This window comes from Steroidobacter sp. (assembly GCF_036402275.1).
Classification (GTDB): Bacteria; Pseudomonadota; Gammaproteobacteria; order Steroidobacterales; family Steroidobacteraceae; genus Steroidobacter.
Genome location: NZ_DASWTF010000036.1, coordinates 477,790 through 497,100, shown reverse-complemented (window position 1 = coordinate 497,100; position 19,311 = coordinate 477,790). Strand labels below are relative to the sequence as shown.

Annotated in this window: 16 protein-coding genes; 14 read left to right on the top strand and 2 right to left on the bottom strand. The window is 62.2% G+C overall.

Features of this window, described 5'->3' with window-relative positions; genetic code table 11:
* Positions 1 to 190: 190 nt before the first annotated feature.
* From VGD45_RS21830 to VGD45_RS21800, 7 genes are read left to right on the top strand one after another with little or no spacing between them, the layout of a single operon-like run.
* On the top strand, positions 191 to 1,519 hold the full coding sequence (locus VGD45_RS21830) for a dicarboxylate/amino acid:cation symporter (protein ID WP_331157469.1): 1,329 nt from the start codon (positions 191 to 193) through the stop codon (positions 1,517 to 1,519).
* Between the two features lie 25 nt (positions 1,520 to 1,544).
* Positions 1,545 to 4,661 (top strand): TonB-dependent receptor domain-containing protein, encoded by a 3,117-nt coding sequence (locus VGD45_RS21825; RefSeq protein WP_331157468.1) that lies wholly within the window; start codon positions 1,545 to 1,547, stop codon positions 4,659 to 4,661.
* A gap of 14 nt (positions 4,662 to 4,675) precedes the next feature.
* Positions 4,676 to 5,644 carry a hypothetical protein gene (locus VGD45_RS21820; RefSeq protein WP_331157467.1) on the top strand — a complete coding sequence of 323 codons (969 nt, stop codon included), beginning with the start codon at positions 4,676 to 4,678 and terminating at the stop codon, positions 5,642 to 5,644.
* Between the two features lie 48 nt (positions 5,645 to 5,692).
* A complete protein-coding gene (locus VGD45_RS21815; RefSeq protein WP_331157466.1) occupies positions 5,693 to 6,022 on the top strand; it encodes a metalloregulator ArsR/SmtB family transcription factor in 330 nt (109 codons plus the stop codon).
* Positions 6,019 to 6,450 carry an SRPBCC domain-containing protein gene (locus VGD45_RS21810; protein ID WP_331157465.1) on the top strand — a complete coding sequence of 144 codons (432 nt, stop codon included), beginning with the start codon at positions 6,019 to 6,021 and terminating at the stop codon, positions 6,448 to 6,450. Before VGD45_RS21815 ends, VGD45_RS21810 begins: the two co-directional genes overlap by 4 nt.
* A 5-nt stretch (positions 6,451 to 6,455) precedes the next feature.
* Positions 6,456 to 6,677 (top strand): hypothetical protein, encoded by a 222-nt coding sequence (locus VGD45_RS21805; RefSeq protein ID WP_349263331.1) that lies wholly within the window; start codon positions 6,456 to 6,458, stop codon positions 6,675 to 6,677.
* Positions 6,678 to 6,689: 12 nt separating this feature from the next.
* On the top strand, positions 6,690 to 7,226 hold the full coding sequence (locus tag VGD45_RS21800) for a DUF1801 domain-containing protein (RefSeq protein WP_331157463.1): 537 nt from the start codon (positions 6,690 to 6,692) through the stop codon (positions 7,224 to 7,226).
* Positions 7,227 to 7,231: 5 nt separating this feature from the next.
* Here the strand turns inward: VGD45_RS21800 and VGD45_RS21795 are convergent, their stop codons facing one another.
* Complete coding sequence (locus VGD45_RS21795) at positions 7,232 to 8,947, bottom strand: hypothetical protein (RefSeq protein WP_331157462.1); 1,716 nt, start codon at positions 8,945 to 8,947, stop codon at positions 7,232 to 7,234.
* Between the two features lie 187 nt (positions 8,948 to 9,134).
* Between VGD45_RS21795 and VGD45_RS21790 the strand changes: the two genes are divergently transcribed.
* The 7 genes from VGD45_RS21790 (at position 9,135) to VGD45_RS21760 (ending at position 17,972) form a co-directional block, all read left to right on the top strand.
* Positions 9,135 to 10,703: a S10 family serine carboxypeptidase-like protein gene (locus VGD45_RS21790; RefSeq protein WP_331157461.1), complete on the top strand. Its 1,569-nt coding sequence runs from the start codon at positions 9,135 to 9,137 to the stop codon at positions 10,701 to 10,703.
* 203 nt (positions 10,704 to 10,906) lie between these two features.
* Positions 10,907 to 11,230 (top strand): hypothetical protein, encoded by a 324-nt coding sequence (locus VGD45_RS21785; protein ID WP_331157460.1) that lies wholly within the window; start codon positions 10,907 to 10,909, stop codon positions 11,228 to 11,230.
* Between the two features lie 73 nt (positions 11,231 to 11,303).
* A complete protein-coding gene (locus VGD45_RS21780; RefSeq protein ID WP_331157459.1) occupies positions 11,304 to 12,590 on the top strand; it encodes a TolC family protein in 1,287 nt (428 codons plus the stop codon).
* On the top strand, positions 12,587 to 13,546 hold the full coding sequence (locus tag VGD45_RS21775) for an efflux RND transporter periplasmic adaptor subunit (RefSeq protein WP_331157458.1): 960 nt from the start codon (positions 12,587 to 12,589) through the stop codon (positions 13,544 to 13,546). The genes VGD45_RS21780 and VGD45_RS21775 overlap by 4 nt, the downstream gene beginning before the upstream one ends.
* A gap of 9 nt (positions 13,547 to 13,555) precedes the next feature.
* Complete coding sequence (locus VGD45_RS21770; RefSeq protein ID WP_331157457.1) at positions 13,556 to 16,735, top strand: CusA/CzcA family heavy metal efflux RND transporter; 3,180 nt, start codon at positions 13,556 to 13,558, stop codon at positions 16,733 to 16,735.
* A 40-nt stretch (positions 16,736 to 16,775) separates the two neighbouring features.
* Positions 16,776 to 17,303 (top strand): GNAT family N-acetyltransferase, encoded by a 528-nt coding sequence (locus VGD45_RS21765; RefSeq protein ID WP_331157456.1) that lies wholly within the window; start codon positions 16,776 to 16,778, stop codon positions 17,301 to 17,303.
* Between the two features lie 15 nt (positions 17,304 to 17,318).
* Positions 17,319 to 17,972 carry an outer membrane beta-barrel protein gene (locus tag VGD45_RS21760; RefSeq protein WP_331157455.1) on the top strand — a complete coding sequence of 218 codons (654 nt, stop codon included), beginning with the start codon at positions 17,319 to 17,321 and terminating at the stop codon, positions 17,970 to 17,972.
* A 62-nt stretch (positions 17,973 to 18,034) separates the two neighbouring features.
* Here VGD45_RS21760 and VGD45_RS21755 read toward each other — a convergent pair whose 3' ends face one another.
* The gene (locus VGD45_RS21755) at positions 18,035 to 19,018 is read right to left on the bottom strand and encodes an aldolase/citrate lyase family protein (RefSeq protein ID WP_331157454.1); all 984 of its coding nucleotides are present in this window, start codon (positions 19,016 to 19,018) and stop codon (positions 18,035 to 18,037) included.
* Positions 19,019 to 19,311 lie beyond the last annotated feature (293 nt).

Here is a 19,311-nt window from a genome sequence, read left to right as displayed (position 1 = left end):
CGCCGCGATTGGCGGATCTTCGCACATCGCCTCCCGATCGTGTGCAAGAAGCCGCACAGAAATCGCCCGCTTCTACGTCGTTTTTCTTTTGGAAATAATCAGATAGCTCGCAACGGAGGTTGTGTTGCCAGCTCCCTGCGGCCGGTCGCACCATAGCTGCCGTTTTCCAACAATGACCATGACCGGGGGGATGATGCGGTCCGTGATCGAAGCCGAGGCGCCCGCGCCTGTGCCGGCCCAGCGCCTGCCTCTGTACCGCAGCCTGTACGCCCAAGTCATCGCCGCCATTCTGTTCGGCGGCCTGCTCGGTCATTTCTCTCCGGACGTGGGCGTGGCGTTGAAGCCGCTCGGCGATGCGTTCATCGCGCTGGTGAAGATGATCATCGCGCCGGTGATATTCATCACGGTCGCCTCCGGCATCGCGGGCATGTCGAGCTTGAAGGCGCTACGCAGCGTGGCGTTCAAGGCTTTCGGTTATTTCATCGTGGTGTCGAGCTTCGCGCTGGTCGTCGGCATGGTCGTGGCGAACGTCGTGCAGCCCGGCGCGGGCATGGGCATCGATCCGACGACGCTCGATCCGGGCGCAGTCGCCAGCTACGCCAGCAAGGCGCACGAGCAGACCATCGTCGGCTTCCTGATGAACATCATTCCGACGACGTTCATGAGCGCGCTCACCGGCGGTGACATTCTGCCCGTGCTGTTCGTCGCGATCCTGTTTGGCATCAGCATCTCGCTGGTGGGCGCGCCAGCCGCGCCAGTGGTGACGCTGCTGGAGAGCGCGAGCGAGGTGTTCTTTCGTCTGGTCGGCGTGCTGATGAAGGCCGCGCCGCTGGGAGCATTCGGCGCGTTCGCATTCACTATCGGCAAGTACGGCATCGACGTCATCGCCAATCTGGCCAAGTTGGTCGCGACGTTCTATCTCACGTCCGCGCTGTTCGTGCTGCTCGTGCTGGGCGCCATCGCACGCCTCAACGGCTTCTCCATCCTGCGATTGATTTCCTATCTGCGCGCCGAGCTGCTGCTCGTGCTGGGCACCAGCTCCTCGGAATCGGCGCTGCCGAACCTGATGAAGAAGCTGGAGACGGCGGGCTGCGGCAAGGCGGTGGTCGGGTTGGTGGTGCCGACCGGGTACTCGTTCAATCTCGACGGCACCAACATCTACATGACGCTCGCGGCGCTGTTCATCGCGCAAGCCACCGGTGTGGATCTATCCATCGGCGAGCAGCTGTTGTTGCTGCTCGTGGCGGCGCTCAGTTCGAAAGGCGCTGCGGGTGTGACTGGCGCGGGCTTCATCACTCTGGCCGCGACGCTCGCCGTTACGCCGTCGGTGCCGGTCGCCGGCATGACGCTGATTCTCGGCATCGACCGATTCATGTCCGAGTGCCGTGCGCTCACGAATTTCATCGGGAACGCAGTGGCCACCATCGTCGTGTCGCGATGGGAAGGCGCGCTCGACCGCCAGGCTTTGGAAACGGCGTTGAACAGTCCCGCTGGGATTGCGCCGCCGGAACAGCAATAACCAACTTTTTTTCTCAGGGGGCATCATGCAAAGAAACCACTCCATTCGCTCGGCGGCGCTGCTAGGCGCAATCATCCAGGTCACGGGCGCGTCGCAGGTCTGGTCACAAGAAGCGACCAGCACGACACCGGTTTCGGAAAAGCTCGAGGAAGTCATCGTCACCGGCTCCAACATTCGCGGCGCGTCCGATACGGGCGCCATCGCAGTGTCGGTGCTGGATGCGGAGAAGCTCGCGGCGTTTGGCCAGACGACGACGGGCGAGCTGTTGGAGAACGTCGCGCAAGCCGGCGCGTTCGAGATCAACGGTGCAGCCGATGGTCCGAACGACGCGCGAGGCGATATTGCGACGGTGAACTTGCGTGGCCTCGGCACCGGCAACACGCTGATATTGCTCAACGGCCGTCGCATCGCTGCGCATGGTGTGAATCAGGACATCGGCTCGACGCCACGACAAGTCACGAACGTGAATGCGTTCCCGGCCGCCGGCATCGAGCGCGTCGAAGTGCTGCGTGACGGCGCGTCCGCGCTGTACGGTTCGGACGCCACCGCCGGCGTGCTCAACACCATCATGGACGCCGACTTCGAGCGAAGCTCGGTCACTGCGCGCTACAGCAGCCTGGAGGGTACGGGCGAGCATGAAACATCCGTCGACGTGGCGCAGGGTCTGAAGTTCAATGACGATCGCACGCGCGTGCTGTTGACGGCATCGTTCTTCGATCGCAGCGGCTTGTATTCCAGCGAAATGGGCCAGCAGTTCAACTCGGTGGACAAGCGCGCTTATCTCGGCGACTCGCCATACGCCACGGAAACAACTGACTTTCGCAACACCTCGACGTCCTCGCCATTCGGCCAGTATCAGGCCGGCTCGCTCAACGATCTCGGCGTGTTCGTGGGGCAGCGAGTGCGTCAGGGCACGACCGCGTTGACCAACAGCACTGGCGAGTTTCACATCCAGCCGTGCTCGTTTGCTGGCACGCGCGCGGAGCTGGGTCAGCGTGCTGAAGGTTGCATGGGACTCGATGACGGCAGCCTGGATGCATCGTTGCGTTACGACTATGGGGCGAATCAGCCGAACAACTCGCTCAACGAAGGCGTGAACATCGCCAACGATCCGATCACTGCGAAGGGCCGTCAGTTGATCCCGGAAGCGCAGCGCTACAACTTGTACACGTTCGGCGAGCACGATTTCACGGACACGCTGCAGGGGTTCGGTGAAGTGTTGTACTACCGGGCCACCACGGACTCGAACAGAGCAGCACAGCCGCTCGATTCGGGGCTCGCATTCCTGATCGTGCCGGCCTCGAACTACTGGAACCCTTTCGGCGTCGCCGGCAACCCGAACCGGCTGCCCGGATTGAATGCTAACGACGTGCCCGCCACGGGCCGCGACGTGCTGATCCAGAACTGGCGCCCGACGGATCTCGGCCCGCGTTTCATCGATACTGAGACTGAAACCTATCGCGTGATGGCGGGCCTGCGTGGCTCGTTTGGCGATTGGGAGTGGGAAGGTGCGCTCACCAACAGCGCCAATGAAACCAGCGACACCGAAAGCAATCACATCTCCAAGACGCTGCTGGCGCAGGAGCTGGCGCGCTCGACGCCCGACGCCATCAATCCCTTCGGCGGCCCGAACGCAAACACGCAGGCGCAGTGGGACCGCGTGCGCATTCCAACGACCAACGTCGGCTCGACGGATCTCACAACCGCCGACTTCCGTATGTCCAACGCGAACGCGTTCGACTTGTGGGCTGGGCCGGTGGGCTTCGCGGTTGGCGGTGAGTGGCGCGGTGAAGGTTATACCGAAGATCGCGATCCGCGCCTCGATGGCACGATCATCTATTCGACCGACAACGTCTCGGGTATCTCGGATGTGGTAGGCGTGAGCCCGACGCGAGATTCGTCGGCGTATCGCAATGTTTACTCGCTGTTCGCCGAAACGCTGGTGCCGCTGCATCGGGGCGAGGGCACGTGGATCAACGATGTGACGTTGCAGGTGGCCGCGCGTGGCGAATACTTCGAGGATCTGGACGACGGCGCAGTGAAGCCGAAAATCGCGCTGTCGTGGTTCCCGGTCGATTTCGTCAACTTGCGGGCGGCTTACAGCCAGGGCTTCCGAGTGCCGAACCTCGTGCAGTTGAACCGCGGCGATGTTTCACGCCTGGATCTGGGCAATGAAGACTTCCTGCGCGCGGAAGTGACGGGTGATCCGCTCTCCAATGGCGATGCATACATGGCGTCGGTGCGGCGTTCAAATCCGGATCTCGACAACGAGGACACCGAGACCATCGTCGCGGGCGTGAGCCTGCAACTGGATCGCGTGATCGAGGTCGACTGGCTTACTGACTTCCGGATCAACGTCGACTACTGGCGCTTCGAGCAGGAAAATCTTATCGGCGCATTCGGTGTGCAGGAAGCGCTCGCGCTCGATTTCCTGTTGCGCCGGCAGGGCAGCTTCAATCCCAACGTGGTGCGCGCCGATCCTACGGCTGACGACCTGGCGGCGTTCGCAGCCTGGAATGCGGCGCATCCGGACGATCAGCGCGTGGCCGCCGGCCAGGTGTTGTTCGTGAACGATCCCTACATCAACCTCGACAGCCAGGTGGCCGACGGCTTCGATTTCGGCATCGCCGCCGGGTTCGATGCGGGTATCGTGGGTAAATTCAACGTCGAGCTCGAAGCGATGTACCTGCAGAAACTCGATGTCGTGCGGAACGATCTGCTGGCTGCGGTCGCGGGCGATCCGGCCTTTGCCGGTCAGTTCGACGAGTTGCAAGTGGATCGCGTCGAGCTCGGCGGCAATCCGCGCTGGCGCGGCTCCGCGACGCTGACGTGGCGCAAGGGTGACTTCGGCGCGGGCATGTCGGCGCGCTATGTGTCGATGTTCCTGGATCCGAATGCCGACCTGGACTTGAACGGCGACGGACTGCCCGAGTACTGGGAAGTGGAGGAGAACTGGCGCGTGAATATGTACGCCGACTATCGTTTCGAGCTTCCGGCCCTGGACAAGGTGAGTCTGCGCTTGGGCGCCAACAACGTCTTCGACGAAGCGCCGCCGCTGGTGGATGAGTCGCTGGGCTATCGGCCCGACTATCATTCACTCAAGGGGCGCGAGTTCTACGTGCAACTGCGCGCCTCGTTCTGACGGAGTCGAGCTCGATGAAACGTTCACTGTGGATCGCCCAGGCGCTGCTGGTCGGCAGTGCCAGTTTGTGGGGCTGCGCTTCGCCCTCCGCTGTTCAGGCGAGCAGCCGTCCGGTGCCAGTGGCATCGCCGGCGCCTGCGGAAGCAAACATTCCAGGCGCCAAGCGATTCATGTTCGAGCAATGGGCGGGGCCGAAAGTGCCGGTGTGGTACTTCCGGCCCGAAGGCGCGCCGGCGACAGCGCCCATCGTGTTCGTCATGCACGGCGTGAAGCGGGATGCCGACCGATATTTGAGTGAGTGGGTCGATACCGCCAAAGAGAACGGCTTTGTCGTCGTGGTCCCGGAGTTCACATCGAAGGCGTTCCCGGGCGCCAACGGCTACAACTTCGGCGGGGCGTTCACCGAGGACGGCAAAGAGGTGCCACGGGCGCAGTGGAGTTACTCCGCCATCGAGCCGATCTTCGACGCCATGCGCGAAGTCGAGCATTTGAGCGCGACCAAGTACTGGCTCTTCGGCCATTCGGCGGGTGCGCAGTTCGTGCATCGCTATGTGATGTTGGGTCTGGGCAAGCGAATGCACGCTGCGATCTCGGCCAATGCAGGCTCATATATGGTCACGGGCCGCGAGGTGCGCTGGCCCTTCGGCGTCGCCGGAGCGCCCGGTGGCGAATTCGATTTTGGTCGCGCGTTCGCATCGCCGCTGATCCTGTTGCTTGGCGATGCGGACAACGATCCCAATCATCCGAGCTTGCCACACCAACCCGAAGCCGACGCGCAGGGGCCGCATCGGTTTGCTCGTGGCCAGAACTTTTACGCCACGGCTCGTGACAGAGCCGAGCGTGAGAAGCTCAAATTTTCTTGGTCGTGCGTGATTGCTCCGGGCGTGGCGCACGAGAACGGCAAAATGGCTGCGTTCGCCGCGCGAATCATAAAGTCGCCGTCAGCGCCGAGGGCCGGGGAGGATTGCGCCACGCTTGACTAAAACATAGCCCGATGGTTATATGTTGATCCATAGCCAACGGGTTATCAATTGCCAAAGGTAGACACTCGCGACGTGCTGTTCAGAACGCTGGCCGATCCGACTCGGCGGGCGATTTTCGAGCAATTGTGTCGCGAGGGAGAGCAGACCGTCGGAGCGCTGACGACTCACGCCGGCATTTCGCAGCCGGCGGTGTCGAAGCATCTTGGCGTCCTGAAGCAGGCCGGACTGGTGCGCGATCGCCATGAAGGCCGGCAGACTCACTATCGCGCGCAGCTCGGCGCACTCGCGCCGTTGATCGACTGGACGCGCGAAATGGGTGGGTTCTGGGAGCGCCGCTTCGACCAGCTCGAAGACTTACTCAAAAGGATGGATCAATGACCGCTACCGCGCCCGAAACGCGTTCCGTCGTCGTCGAACGTGACATTCCTCATCCGCCGGAAAAGCTCTGGCGCGCGCTCACGCAGCCGCATCTCATCGAGGAGTGGCTGATGAAAAACGACTTCGTTCCCTCCATCGGTCATCGTTTCAAGCTGCGCGGCGAGTGGGGCGGGGTGCTGGACTGTGAGGTTCTCACCATCGAGCCGAACAAAGCGCTGTCTTACACGTGGAATTTCGACCATGACGATGCGGCGTACAGCCTCAAGAGCGTCGTCACGTTCACCCTCACTCCATCGAACGCGGGGACGCTCCTGCGCGTGGAGCAGGTGGGCTTCCGGCCGGAGCAGAAGCAGGCATTCGGCGGCGCCAAGGCGGGGTGGCAGCAGTTCCTGGGCAAACTGGAGCAGGTGCTGGCTCGGCCAGAGTGAGGGAGATTCACATGAGCAACTGGATTCGACAGATTCATCGCTGGCTGGCGATCACGTTTACATTAGCGGTGCTCGCCAACTTCGCTGTGATGGGGCGGGAGCAACTGGCGTTCTGGGTGGGCTCGCTCACATTGATTCCGCTGTTCTTGCTGCTGTTCACCGGCCTGTATATGTTTGTGTTGCCGTACGCTACCAAGTGGCGGAGTCAGAGGCTCGCGCGCGAATAGCAAGGAAACGCAATGGCCAGCAAGACGTCCGAGAAGTCCAAGCCGTCAGCGAAGGTTGCCAAGAAAGCCGCGAAGAAGGTCGCGGCCAAGCGAGCTCCGGCCAAGGCCGCCAAGCCTCGTAAACCTCTGCCGAAGCCCAAGGATGGGCAGCCCGTGCTGCTGTCCGGCGGCAACCCGCAGATCCCCAAGGGCTACGGCGACGCTCCCGTGCAGGCTTACATCGCGGCCATGCCGGGCTGGAAAAAAGATATCGGGCGCCGTCTGGACGAGCTCATCGTGCGCGCGGTTCCTGGCGTGAACAAGGCCGTCAAATGGAACTCGCCTTTCTATGGCATGGAAGGCGAGGGCTGGTTTGTCAGCTTCCATTGCTTCACGAAGTTCGTGAAGGTGACATTTCTCAACGGCGGATCACTGCGTCCGCAGCCTCCGGGCGAGTCCAAGTATCCGTATGTGCGGTACCTCGACATCTGCGAGGACAAGCCGTTCGACGAAGCTCAGTTCACCGACTGGATGAAACAAGCCAGCAAGCTGCCCGGCGAGAAAATGTAAGCCGGCTAGCGCGCACACTGCGCGGCGGGAACGTCGGGGACGCGTTCCCATTGCCAAGTGGCTACGGACTCCGAGCGCGGCAGATATTCGACGGTGAGCGGCTTGCCATCGCGGTTGATCTGCAGTTTCAACAGTCGATCTTGCCGTCCCTGGATGTCGTCTTGCGGCACCGGTTGAGTGATCTCATCTCCATTGCGCAGTCCGGCGCGCTCGGCCGCCGAGCCTGCGATGAGGCCGCGAACCTTGCGCGGAGATTCGGTTAGCGCTTTCGGCGCGAAGCCCAGCTCGTAGCGGCGCATCTGTTTGGAGATGCGCTTGAAGCAGGGGCCGAATGCATCGGAGCCGGGCAGCGGTGCGGATCCAGCTAACATGGCTCGGAATGACTTCACGCCGGCTTCGCCCAGTTCGTCTCGCAGGGCGGCCTCCCAAGCCTCGACCGTGACCGGCTGATTCGCCTTTTCACGCGCTTTCATCTGCAACATCAAGTGATCGAGCGAACGCTTGCCGTTGGACTTGTTTCTCACCGCTTCGTCCACCGTGGCGAAGTAGAGGAAGCCACGGTCATACGGCAACGTTCGAATGCGCGTGTCTTCCCAGAAGCGGGCGGACACTTCGGAGTTCGGCGCGTTGCCGAGTGCGTTGGTATAGTAACGCGCGGCATGGAAGTTCAAATCTTCCAGGAACGCTTCAGCGTCGATCAGGCCGCTGCGAAATGGCAGCACTCGCTGATAGAACACCGCCATGCCTTCGTTGAACCAGCTTCCAGCCAACCCTTCCTGTCCACTCAGGCGTGGCTGGAACGTATGAAACATTTCGTGGGCGAGGGTGAACTTCAGATCCTGAGGATCGTCACCCTGGCCGCGATTGCCGAACGTCGTCACGAACGAGCGAGACATGCCGATGCCGCCGCCGGCATTCACCAAGTTCCGTCGCAAGAAAACGGTGTAGGGCTCAGGATTGGCCTGGAAGAAGCGAACATAGTCGGCGTGCAGACGCTCGGTCCACTGCATGAGCGATGCCGCGTCGAACGGCGGCTCGTCCTGCCAGACAGCTTGGAAGCCGAGGGCGTTGCGCTCTGCTGGATGGCGGCCCAGTTGTCCGGCCATCAGAAAAACCTGGTCGAGCATGGACGGCGGAACGTTGGATTTCGTCTGACCTGCGAGACTGTCGACGCCGAGATCGCCCGGCGATTCGCTCAGATCCCAACGGATGGACAGACTCACGCTCGGGACAACGGGTCGCAGAGCGAGTATCGCCGCCCCACCGGACATCGCGCCGCCTTCGATACGCATCTCGATGGGAGGTGCAGCGCCGAGCGGCGCGAGCACATTGGCCTGAGTCGTTTCATAGCGCGCGTGCACGGTTCCGGTGACGGCTCGATCAGGGAACCAACGGCGGACCTTGGCCGGCCCGTCGCCTTCATCGCGACTCGTGAGCGCAACGGGCCCTTGAGCGTCGCGAGCCGTCAGCGCCTGCAGAGAGCTCGCAACGGTCGGAACGTTGTGAGTGACGAGTGGCATCTGGAAGAGCGGTGTCGAAGCGTCCGCGCGTACACCCTCGATTGCCTGCTCGACAGCGAGCCCGACGATCGATCCTTCTTTCATCATTGGGCTCAGCGTAATCGAGAGGCTCGGCTCGGCCTGATCCGCTGCCGTCGCGACGGTCGCAGTCAGCAGCGACAGCACTGCCAGGCCCCCTATAAAGGAACGTGTTTTTGTCATCGGCATCCTCGAAAGATGAGCTCACCCGAGCACACTAGCCGCATGCCCAGGCAATAATTTGCCGGAATGCGGAGCAGTGGGCGCGCTCCCGGCATAAATAATGTGCGCCGTGGGGAAACGCGGGGTAGCGCGCATCGTCAGCAACGGCCCGATGATAGATTGCGGCGGACCCGAGAAGGAGAAATGGATGTTGAAATCGATAGCCGCCGTCGTCTGCGTCATGGCCTTGATCTCGAGTGGGAGCGAGGCTGCGCCGATCGAGCCGCACGCGGACACCATCGTAACGACCAGGAATTCTGTCCGATTGGACAGTGGCAAGACGCTGAAGTACACGGCGCACACGGGACTGCTGCCGCTCTACGTGAATGACACTGGCGAGCGCATGGCCTCGGTGTTCTTCATCGGCTACATGGCCGATCGAGCGCCCAACCAGCCGAAGCGACCGATCACGTTTCTGTGGAACGGCGGCCCGGGAGCGAATTCGGCGCAGGTGCACGTGCTGGGCTTCGGGCCGAAGCGGCCGCAGACGCCCGACACATATCCCGAGTACGGACCTGACACCGAGAATCCCATCGTCGATCATCCGGAGACGTGGCTGGAGCATAGCGATCTCGTCTTCGTGGATCCGGTGGGCACCGGCTTCAGTCGAGCGACTTCAGAGGCGAACCGCGCGACGCTGTTCACCGCGCATGGCGATGCCGAGGCCGTGGCCGAGATGATCCGCGTCTATTTGACCCGTTTCGATTTGTGGGACGCGCCGCTGTTCATCGGCGGCGAAAGCTATGGCACCACACGCGCGATGCTGGTTGCCGCGGTGCTTGAGCGTCGGCGCACTCACATCAAAGGCGTGCTCCTGATCTCCGGAAGTTACGACGCCGGGCAGGAGGTGCCGCAGAATCTGACGGATGCGCTGGCGATCACCGAGTTCACGGCCAGTGCGCATTATCACAAACGTTTGCCGTCGGATCTGCAGGCGTTACCCGTGGAGCAGGTGCTCGAGCGATCGACGGAGTGGGCGCGCAACACCTATGCGCCAGCGCTTGCTCGCGTCGCTCAGTTGACGTCTGAGGAACGCACAAAGCTGCTTGCGGAGCTTGCGCGTTACACGGGCGTCGACTCCAGTCGTGCGAACGCAGAGACGCTGCGACTCACTCGCGATGCTTTTGCGGATGGATTGCTCGCGGATCAAGGACTGGAGTTGGGGCGGTACGATGGCCGCATCAGTCGCAAAGCTCGGCCGGCCGGTCAGCCGTGGATGCCGTTCGGCACGCCGCCCGATCCCAGCCTGTCGCGCACGATGGATCTGTTGACTGGCACGTCGCGCGTCTTCAACAGCTACGTCCGCAATGTGCTTGGCTTCGAGAGCGATCTGCTTTATCAAGGCCCGTTCGGTGGCGCGTTCCATCCCGAGCCGCTGGCCATCGATCCGCGCACGGGCTTCGCTCCGGACTGGATGACGGCTCGATTCAAGATGAACCCAGAGGGGCAGCAACAGGGTGAGGCGCCGTTGCATCGGGCCATGACTCTCAACCCCAATCTGCGGGTGATCAACTTCAAGGGACTGTACGACGGCTCGTGCGCGCTGCTGGATGAGGCGGTCGCTCGAACGGAGCCCGACTTGAAGGCGCGTGTGAACAACGTGTGCGTGCCTGGCGGACACATGTTCTACACGGATCGCGCTGCCCGCCAGCTTGCAAAACGTGCATTCGCCGACTTCGTTCGCCGCGCGTCCGCGCCGGGAGAGTCGTTCGGATGATTGCGTTTTGTTTTTCCTTGCAAAACTTCTTTTCTCAATACCGACTTGGGCGGCATGCGGATGCGTTGGTTGCTTGATTTCTATGGTTGCAAGAACTCTTTTCTTAGGGGTAACTCACCTCGACAACGCGCCGATGAGTTATTATTGGAGCTATGTGGCACCCCCGCATAACTCGTTTCTTATTGTGGACGCTCGTGCTTGCAGTGCTGACTGTGAAGGCGAGCGGGGCGCATGTTCATTTGTGTTTGGATGGGCAGGAGCCGCCGGCGAGTGTTCATTTTGCGGATGCTCATGCCGATGAGCATCATCAGGACGAGAGCAACGCCGACAAGGACGTGAATCCGCTGTTCGGGACGCTGGTCAAAAAGGGCGGTCCCGATTTCGATCTGGCGATTGCGGTCGCGCTCACGGTGTTGAGCTGGGACCTGCCTTTTACCCGTGTCGGCCCGTTCCCGGCCGAACAACAATCGATTCCCACCGACGATTCCATTTATTGGCGGCCGCCGCTGCGCGGGCCGCCGGTCTAAGCCTCTTCGCATTTTCACGTTCTGAGTGATTTCAGCGGCGTTCCGTCGGAACGACGCTTGCGGAGGCATTTCAATGAAGAGTTATCGAGCGCCCGCATGGCGTGCGGGCGTGTTTGTGTGCGTGCTCGGCTCGTGGATCGAGGTGAGCGGCGCAGGGACGGTTGCGGACGACGAATTGACGTTCGAGCAGGCAACGGCGCTTGCCACTGAACGTAACCCCCAGATTCGCGCCTTCATGTCAGAAGCAGAGAGCGTGGCGAGCCGCTCCGCGGTGGAGGCGTTGCCGCCTGCGTGGAGCTTGCAAACCGAGTTCGAGAATTTCGGTGGCACAGGAAATGTTTCGGGGGTAAGCGCGCTCGAATCGACGGTGCAACTTTCCCGCGTATTCGAGCGTGGCGGAAAGTTGGCGCTGCGCAAGGAGCTCGGAGCAAGAGAGATCGATGCGCTGGCGGCCGACCAGCAGGTGCGGCGAATCGATCTGCTCGCCGAAGTAGCTCGACGTTTCATTCACGTCGTCTCCGATCAGCAGTCTTTGCAGACAGCGCGCCGCGCGACGGAGCTGGCAGACACCACACGCAACGTGGTCAAGCAACGAGTGGAAGCGGGAGCCGCGTCGCCGGCGATGCTGAGCAAGGCGGAGATCGCGCTGGCCCGGGCTCGAATTGCGGAGGAGCACGCGGAGCACGAGCTCGAGAGCTCACGCGTCAACCTTGCCGTGTTATGGGGCGATGCAAACGCTTCGTTCGTAACCGCCGCGGGCAATATATTCGAGTTGCCTGCGCTCGAGACACTCGAGGTCTATAAGCAGCGACTCGAAGCCAGCCCCGAATTGGCGCGATTCGCATCGGACGCGCGAGCGCAAGACGCCCGCGTCCGGCTGGCCGAAGCAGGAAAGGCGGCCGATGTGTCGGTGGCTGCCGGTGTGCGGCGGCTGGAATCATTCGACGAACACGCGCTGATCGCATCCTTCTCCGTTCCGTTAGGTACGCGGCAGAAAGCGGCGCTGGAAGAGAAGTCCGCCCGGGCCAGCCGTGCGCGCATCGATGCCGAACGTGAAGCGACGCTCCTGGAGGTTCAAGCCAAGCTGTTCGAGCTGTATCAGGAGATCTCACACGCGCGCACCGAGGCGCAGGCTCTGCATACAAACGTTCGGCCTCAAGCAGAAGCCATGCTGGCTACGACAGAGCAAGGATACCGTGCTGGCCGCTTCTCATTGCTCGAGCTGGCGGATGCCCAGTCGCAATTGCTCGAAGTCGAGCGCGAGGCGATCACCGCCGCCGCGCAGTTCCACACCTTACTCATCGAAATACAACGCGTGACGGGTGCGCCCGTTCGCGCTTTTGAACGGAGCGCACCATGATCCGATTATTCGCATTGTTGCTCGCTGTGCTGTTCATTGCCGGTTGCGGCTCGTCGACCGATTCGCCGGAGGCCCATAAAGATGAGCATGGTCATGAACAGGGACGTGAAGAAGGCCACGAGGAAGGTCATGCGGAGGCCGAAGGTCGCACGACCATCGCACCGAACGTCGCGCAATCCATGGGCGTGGCGACGAGTGAAGCGGGTCCAGCAACTCTGAAGGAAACATTGTCTCTGTCCGGCGTGATTCAAGCCGACCCCGCGAGAGTATCCAGAGTGCGAGCGAGATTTCCGGGCGTGGTGCGCGAAGTCGCGGTGCAACCCTGGGCGACCGTGAGCAAGGGCGCCGTGCTCGCGCAGGTACAGAGCAACGAAAGCCTGCAGAATTATCCGATCCCCGCTCCAATCGGCGGGGTGCTGGTGGAGCATCGCGCGCAGGTCGGCGAAGCGACTGGCGAGGAAGCCCTGTTTACGATCGTCGATCTCACCAAAGTCTGGGTCGAGCTCGACGTCTTCCAAACGGATCTCGCACGCATCGGCGAGCAGCAGCCAGTCCAGGTGCTCGATCTGAATAATCGAAAGCTCGCCGACGGACATGTCTCCAGGATCGCGCCACTCGCGGTTCATGGCAGCCAGAGCGTCCGAGCGCGCGTCGTCATCGATAACGCGACCGGTCAGCTGCGTCCAGGCCAGTTCGTTACAGCACATGTGACCGTTGCCGAAACGAAGGTGCCGCTCGCCATTCGACGCGACGCCTTGCAGCGCTTCCGCGATGCCGACGTGGTGTTCGAGCAGCTCGGTGACACATACGAGCCACGCATGTTGGAGTTGGGACGCTCCGACGCGGACCACATCGAGGTCCTCGCAGGCTTGAAGGAAGGCGCGCGGTACGTCACCAAAAACAGCTACCTGATCAAGGCCGATATCGAGAAGGCCGGCGCCGGCCACGATCATTGAGCACGCGCCATGCTGAACAACATCATCGAGTTCTCGCTGCGTCACCGCTGGTTCGTGCTCGGCATCGTCGTGCTGATCTGCGCCATCGGCGTTTACAACTATCAGCGGCTGCCCATCGATGCGGTCCCGGACATCACCAACGTCCAGGTTCAGATCAATACCGAGGCGCCCGGCTACTCGCCGCTGGAGTCCGAGCAGCGAGTGACGTTTGCCATCGAAACCGCCATGGCGGGTTTGCCGCGGCTGGAATACACGCGTTCGCTGTCGCGATATGGATTGTCGCAAGTGACCGTCGTGTTCGAAGACGGCACCGATATTTACTTCGCCCGGCAACTGGTATCCGAGCGCGTGGCGGAAGTTCGATCGCAACTGCCGCCGGGCCTCGAGCCGACACTGGGTCCCATAGCGACCGGTCTCGGCGAAATCTTCATGTACACGGTGACGCCGGAGGAGGGCTCGGGCTGGACGCCGACGGATCTGCGAACTGCCCAGGACTGGATCATCCGGCCTCAGCTACGGCAGACGCCGGGTGCCGTGGAAGTGAACACGATCGGCGGTTACGAACGCGCGTTCATCGTCGCTCCCAAACCGAACCGGTTGCTGGCGTATGATCTGACGTTCGACGACATCCTCACAGCCATCGCAAGAAACAACGAGAACGTAGGCGCGGGATACATCGAGCGCAGCGGCTCGCAATATTTGATCCGGGCCCCGGGACAACTTGCGACCATCGAAGAGCTGCGAGAGGTCGTGGTGGGGCAACGCCAGGGCGTCGCGATCCGTCTCGCCCAAGTAGCGAACATCGAAGTGGGCCATGAGCTGCGAGCGGGCGCAGCCACGCAGGATGGCAGGGAAATCGTCCTGGGCACGGTGTTCATGCTCGTTGGCGAAAACAGCCGGGCGGTGGCGCGCGCTGCCGCGGAACGCCTCGAACAGGTTCAGGCCTCCTTGCCGAAGGGAATGAAAGCCGAGGTGATCTACGACCGCACCTCGCTAGTCGACGCGACGATCGATACGGTGACCAAGAATCTGGTCGAAGGCGCGTTGCTGGTCATCGCGGTGCTGTTCGCGCTGCTTGGAAACATTCGTGCGGCGTTGGTGACAGCCGCTGTCATTCCGATCGCCATGCTCTGCACGATCAGTGGCATGGTGGGGTCTCGAGTGTCCGGCAATTTGATGAGCCTGGGCGCGCTGGATTTCGGCTTGATCGTAGATGGCGCGGTCATCATCGTGGAGAACTGCCTGCGTCGCCTCGGCGAAGAACAGGCCAGGGCGCAGCGGCTGCCCACGCTGATCGAGAGGCTGGCCATCGTGCGAGAAGCGACCCGAGAAGTGGTCCGGCCAAGCTCGTTCGGCGTGATCATCATCCTGGTCGTGTACCTGCCGGTGTTCACGCTCACGGGCATCGAGGGAAAAATGTTTCATCCGATGGCCATCACCGTCGTCATCGCGCTGACTGCGGCGTTGATTCTGTCGCTCACCTTCGTGCCGGCCGCGGTGGCGTTGTTCGTTCGTGGCCCCATTCGGCATGGCGAGAATCGGATCATGACGAGCATCAGGCGCGCTTACGAGCCGATGTTACGCAAGGCCATCGACCAGCGCTGGTTGATCGTGGGTGGCGCCGCCGGCTTGGTGGCAGTTGCCGTGCTGCTGTCGCTGCGGATGGGCCGCGAGTTCGTGCCAAGCCTGGACGAAGGCGACGTGGCGCTGCACGCGTTGCGCATACCTGGCACGAGCTTGAGCCAGTCGGTCGATATGCAGATGGCGTTGGAAGCGAGGCTCAAGCAATTGCCCGAGGTCTCGCATGTCTTCGGAAAAATCGGCACCGCCGAAGTCGCCAACGATCCGATGCCGCCTTCGTTATCGGACACCTTCGTCATGATGAAGCCGCGCTCGGAATGGCCGAACGCCCGTAAGTCCAAGGAGCAGTTCCTGAGTGAGTTGCGGGCCGCGGCTGCGGAGATCCCTGGCAATAACTACGAGTTCACGCAGCCCATCCAGATGCGTTTCAACGAGCTGATCTCCGGCGTGCGCTCGGACGTCGCGGTGAAGATTTATGGCGACGATCTGGACCAATTGCTTCAGTTGGGCGAGCGAGTCGAATCCTTGCTCACCGGCATCGATGGCGCGCGCGACGTCAAAACAGAACAGATAACCGGCTTGCCATTGCTCACGGTCACACCGGATCGCCAACGCCTGGCGCGGTATGGCCTCGCGGTCGCGGACGTCCAGAGAGTCGTTCGGATCGCATTGGGCGGGGAAAGCGCAGGCCAAATGTTCGAAGGGGATCGACGGTTCAGCATCCTGGTGCGCCTGGGCGATATCGATAGAGCCGATGCGCAGTCGTTGGCGCGTCTGCCGGTGCCGCTACCCAGCGAATCCAGAGAAATCAGCGGCGATGCCGATAGCCTCGGCGGATCCGCGGGGCCGCCTGAGTATGTGCCTCTGGGGGAGGTCGCTCGCATCGACGTTGCGTTGGGCCCAAATCAGATCAGCCGCGAGAACGGTAAACGGCGCGCCGTGGTGACCGCCAATGTCCGAGAACGAGATCTGGGATCGTTCGTCGACGACGCACGGCAGATCATCAGCACGAATCTGCAGCTGCCGGCGGGTTACTGGATCGAGTACGGCGGAACGTTCGAGCAGCTCGAATCCGCCTCGCGCCGGCTCGCCGTCGCGGTCCCGCTCACGTTGCTGATCGTGCTCGGGCTGCTCTATGCCGCCTTCGGGTCGGGCAGGGACACGCTGATCGTGTTCACCGGCGTGCCGCTGGCATTGACGGGCGGCATCCTGGCGCTGCTAATCCGTGGCATGCCGTTGTCGATCTCGGCCGGTGTCGGGTTCATTGCGCTGTCGGGAATCGCGGTGCTGAACGGCGTGGTCATGCTCACGTTCATTCGAGATCTTCGCGAACGCGGGGCCATGCTCGATGAAGCCATCGTGAGCGGGGCGGCCACGCGATTACGGCCGGTGCTGATGACTGCTCTGGTGGCGAGCCTCGGCTTCGTGCCCATGGCGTTCAATGTCGGTACTGGATCCGAAGTCCAGCGGCCGCTGGCGACGGTGGTCATCGGCGGCATTTTGTCTAGCACGGCGCTGACGTTATTCGTCTTGCCGGCGCTGTATCGCCTGGCGTATTCGCCCGCCCGGCGGTCCCCGAGCGGGGAACCGCTCGGCGCGGTAGACTAGGGGTTTCTTGCCTCTGTTAACGTCCCATTCAGCCATCAAGATGCCTGACACTGCCGACATCGCCACCATCCGTCGCGCCACCGCCGCGGACGCCGCCGCCCTGGCCGAACTGGGCGCGGCGACGTTCACCGAAACCTTCGGGCACCTGTATCCGCCCGAGGATTTGCAGGCTTTTCTGGCCAAGAGCCACACGCCGGAGAGTTGGGCTCAGACGCTCGCCGACCCCAAACGCGCCGTCTGGCTGGTCGTGCACGAAAGCGGCCGAAACATCGGCTTCCTCGTGGTCGGGGCCTGCAAGCTGCCGGTGGAGCAGTTGGAACCCAGCGCGGGCGAGATCCAGCAGCTGTATGTGCTCGCGGAATTTCACAACCTGCGCCTCGGCGGTCGCTTGATGGCCCTGGGGCTGGAATGGCTCGAGTCGCAGGGCCGGACGCCGCTGTATATCGGCGTGTGGTCGGAGAACTATGGCGCGCAACGTTTCTATGGGCGCTATGGATTCAGCAAGGTCGGCGAATATGGATTCCCGGTCGGCAAAACCGTGGACCGGGAATTCATCCTCAAACGCTAACGTCTGGAGTACGGCATGCTCGCGATCAGGACGATGTGGCGCGCGTTTTTGATTTCAGCCGGCGGATTGGCGGCGGCGACGGCATCCGCGGATGACACTGCGTCCCGCTGGTCCTTCGGATCGCAGCTCGGCCAGGTGCACGGCAGCCCGAGCCAGCCGACGCAATTTTCCGGCGATCCCAGCACCATGAGTTACGACGTGGCCGCGACCTGGGGCGACGACAAGCGACTGGGCTGGCGAGTGTTCACCGGCTACCAGTTCACCGACTATCTGGCCGTTCATCTCGGTTACACCGACCTCGGCAAACTGCAATCGCGTTTTGTCGATGAGCTGCCGGAGAGGCTGTTGCAATCCGAGCGGACGCTCACGCAGACCGTGCGAGGCGTGGATGTCGGTTTGCAAGTGAAGCTGCCGCTGAGTGAGCGGGTCGCCGTGGCGTTCCGGGGCGGCAAGTACTATTGGAAACTCAAGACGCGTGCCTTCAGCTCGCTGGATGTGGGGTCGGAACGCTTTACTCAGCGCGACTCGGATGATTTTGTCGGCGCGGGTTTGGAAGTCGGCATCGTCGAGGATCTCACCGCGACCGTGGGCTGGACCCGTTACAAAGTGAGCGGCGATCCCATCGCGTTGTGGACGGTCGGCGTGCTGTACGGCTTCGGCTATTTCTGAGGCCACGAGCTCCTGCGATCGTTGCGACCGCAGGAGCGTAGCATCTCAGTCGACGACTGGCGTTAGCTGCGGCCCGCGGCCTTGCGCCCGATCTCGATGGTCTTGAAGCCGGCCTCGCCCCAGTTCATCACGAACACGCTGAAGCCCTGCTTCATGCGCATCTCGATCTGATCCGGGCCGGTGGGAATGCCGCAAGTCACCTTGAACTCCTTGCACGCGGACAGCACCTGCTGAATCGCGCCTTCCCACGCCGCTTCATCGACGACGGGTTTGCCATCGGGGCCGGGCGTGGAGAACACACGACGCAGCGTGCCCGCGCCGGGCCACAGCACGCCGATGCCTTCGACAGCGGCGATCTCACGCACGTGTTTCAAACCTTCTTTGCTCTCGACCACCACCCAGTTGATCAGCTCGCCTTGCGGGTTGAGCGGCCATAGATCCGCCTTCCGGCGATATTCCTGTTCCGAAACGCCCCAGTACTTCGGCGCCGAGCCGACGCTGTCGGCGCGCGTGCCGCCTTGAGCGGGGTAGCGCATGGCTTTGATGCCTTGCTTCACTTCTTCGGCGCTTTCCACGCCGACGAACATGATGCCGCTGACGCCGAGATCCAGTTGCTGTCCGATGTGACGCGCGGCCAACGCCGGGTCGGGCGCGATCTCGTGCATCTTCACGATCATCGGATACGCGATGTGCGGATGAGGCGTGTCGCTCAGATGCTTCTCCGCGCTCAGCGCCTGCGCATAAGCAGTGAACTCCGGCAGCGTCTTATCGAAGTCGTACTCCATGCTGCCGTCGAAAACGTAATCGGAAAGTTTGTAAGCGACCGTTTCTTTCGCGAGCTGCGCGGGCGTTTTCTGCGGCGCCGGGGCGTCGCTCGCGCCATGTCGGCGATTGCTGGGCGCGTACAGGCCCATGGCGGGCTTGCCTTGCTCGATCAAACCGATGAGTGGATTGAGTCTTTGCTTGGGCGCATCGGCGAGCGCAGCGCCGCTCGCGATCGCGATCCCCAACAACACGGCAGCTCGGGCCATCGACTTTGAAGGCATGTTTCGAATCCCCCGCAACGAACGCGCGCGTTCGTCATGAACATTGATTTCGATAGACGCGCGTTGCTCGCGCGGCGCTTCTTCAAAGTAGCCGTCGTCGCGGACGACTTCAACCGCTGCACGAAGCATTCGAGGCGCGGGCGACACCCGTCGTGAGAGGCTCCCATCGGCCGGCGCAAACTAATGCTGTCAATTCGCGCTTCGACGCCTGATTCATGCTGCGACCCCGACCGGCGGCACACATTATCAGTAAATTCCTGCGACCCGACGCGTGTAGGCTGTGCTGCGTAATG